Below are 2,337 nucleotides of genomic sequence, written 5' to 3'. Positions count from 1 at the left end.
CTCTATGAGGCGTTTAGACGGCTTTACATCGAGCGTTTGGACCTCCTGGGCATCGTTCCGGGGCCGAAGATGATCCCCCCCTGACCAGGTCAACCTGCCCCGCGCGACGTGCCCGGCACTGGGACCACCGAAGTCACCAGCGCGCCCGGGTCAACATGCCAGTACCTTTTTCACTTTCTGACTGGCCGACCGGGGCATTTCACACCCCGCCATGCATCCCGCGTGGCGGGGTTTTTTTGCGCCTGCTGCCCTGCCCTGCGCGCCCTGAAAACCTGTATAGGGTTTCTCGAAATCGAGTCGTGACAACAACATCGGAGACCTCTAAACCCAGGAGGTCACATGCTCCCTTTCGTGCTCTGCTTCATCTTGAATCATTTCGATTCATTTTCCATCGCTGCAAGCGTGGTGATATCATTTTCTTGCGCGGCAGTTTCGCCGCAAGAAAGGAATCCCATGAGTGCAGTTCTCAAGAAGGCCCCGCGATCGCGGGTGAGCAAGGTCACCAGCATCCCTGTTCCTCAAGCCACCAAGGCACAAATGATTGCCTCCAACCTGGCTGGAACAGGGGAGAGCCATTACGTCTCTGCAGCGCGCCCAGTGCTCTTGCGCATCCCCGAACACCTGCTGGCCCAGGTCGATGCAATGGCAAAGATCGGCAAGAAATCGCGCAATGCAATGGCTATCGAGCTGCTCGACCTGGCAGTCGATTCCGTGCGTGAAACGCTGCCTGAAAACGTGCTCGCCAACCTCGATAAACAGACCATCGAGGAGCTTGCCGAGCTGATCTCAAACACAACGGCCCGCGTGTCGTCGGGGGACTGAATCATGTTGATTCTTCAAGGCATCCTGCGCGCAGCCACCACCCTCGGCGGTGGCACCAACAAGAAAACCGGCGAGGTCATTCCCCTGCGGAACGTCCTGCAGGTTGAAACCATCGACGGGCGCGGCCTGGTCAAGATGGACACCATCACCGTTCCCGACCTGGCCGACTACCCCAGCAAGATCGGCGACCAGGTCAACCTGCCTGTGCGTGCCTGGGCACCTGGTAATGCAGCAATCGGATTCGTGTTCGAGGGGGCCGCAGCGTGAAGCCCGGAGCGAGCACCGAAGGCGCGCAGCGAGGGGGTGCGCGCAGCGGGTCCCTGAACTTGATACATAGAAACAATTGCTCCAAGCCAGTATCCATGCGGGTTCCGGGCACTTTGGAGATGCCGGCGCATGCCTGGCAACAGGGCTACCAGGACGGCCTGCTTTCCATGGCCATTTGCCCCTATCCGCCTATGACGTCGGAAGCCTGGGCGTGGTCCTCAGGGCTGATCGAAGGGAGGGCCGCCAATGGAGCGAAAACAGCCTGACCAAAAGGAAAACCCCGACTCAGTTGCAGCTGAAATCGGGGTTCAGGGAGATATCGAGGCACTACCCAAGAGGGTTGAACGTTACGGCAAAGCAAGAAAAAGCGCTCTCGACATAGCGGAGTATATGGCCGCGTCGACCAAGCATCAAGCCATGGCCTCAAAGGTCCAGGGGTGCGGCGACTACCTCCTGTTTCGCCATTTCCACACCGTTGACCAGGTGAAGCTGCACGCGGCCCAGTTCTGCAAAAAGCACCTGCTCTGCCCTCTCTGCGCGATCAGGCGGGGCGCAAAAGCGCTCGCTGCGTACCTGGCCAGGTGGAAGGCGATCAATCTGCAAAACCCCCGGCTGCAGCCCTACCTGGTCACGCTCACCGTGAAGGACGGCGACGACCTGGCAGAGCGCTTCAAGCACCTGCACGACAGCCAGCGCGAGCTATGGATGCGCAAGCACCGCCGCCGCGGATCTGTGCTCGACCAGGTAGAGGGCGCTGTGTGGTCCTACGAGGTGAAACGCGGCACCGGCTCGGGTGTGTGGCACCCGCATTTGCACATGATCGCGCTCGCAGAGGTCCAGCCCGATGCGGTCCAGCTCGCCGGCGAGTGGCACGACATCACAGGCGATTCGTTCATCGTGGACGTGCGACCGATCAGCCAGGAGGACCCCGTTTCAGGCTTCATCGAGGTCTTCAAATACGCCGTGAAATTCAGCGATCAGGAGCCAGCCGACACGGTCCACGCATGGGAAACGCTCAAGGGAAAGCGCCTCCTCGCCAGCGCTGGCTGCTTTCGTGGGGTCGATGTTCCCGACGAGCTCACCGACGATTCCAGCCACCTGGCCGGCCTCCCCTTCATGGACATGCTCTACCGCTACACCAGGGCCGGCGGCTACACGCTGGAAAGGGTCGCCGAAGGCGTCCAGGAGCCCAAGAAGGCCCGCAAACCGGGTTACCTAGGCTTCCCCTTCACCGATGAGCGAAGGGGC

3 protein-coding genes are annotated in these 2,337 nt (G+C 60.7%); all 3 read left to right on the top strand.

All coding sequences use genetic code 11. The annotated features are described in order from the left end of the window. Positions 1 to 339: 339 nt before the first annotated feature. Positions 340 to 822, top strand: coding sequence for a hypothetical protein (locus tag QYL93_RS31785; protein ID WP_305747423.1), 483 nt, complete (start codon positions 340 to 342; stop codon positions 820 to 822). 3 nt (positions 823 to 825) lie between these two features. Further along, on the top strand, positions 826 to 1,089 hold the full coding sequence (locus QYL93_RS31780) for a hypothetical protein (RefSeq protein ID WP_305747422.1): 264 nt from the start codon (positions 826 to 828) through the stop codon (positions 1,087 to 1,089). A 246-nt stretch (positions 1,090 to 1,335) separates the two neighbouring features. Continuing rightward, positions 1,336 to 2,337 (top strand): protein rep (locus QYL93_RS31775; RefSeq protein WP_305747421.1); only part of this gene is annotated, 1,002 nt, incomplete at its 3' end.

This window comes from Acidovorax sp. A1169 (assembly GCF_030704685.1).
Classification (GTDB): domain Bacteria; phylum Pseudomonadota; class Gammaproteobacteria; order Burkholderiales; family Burkholderiaceae_C; genus Acidovorax.
The sequence above is the reverse complement of the archived record's forward strand: the minus strand, read 5'-3'. Positions and strand labels throughout refer to the sequence as shown.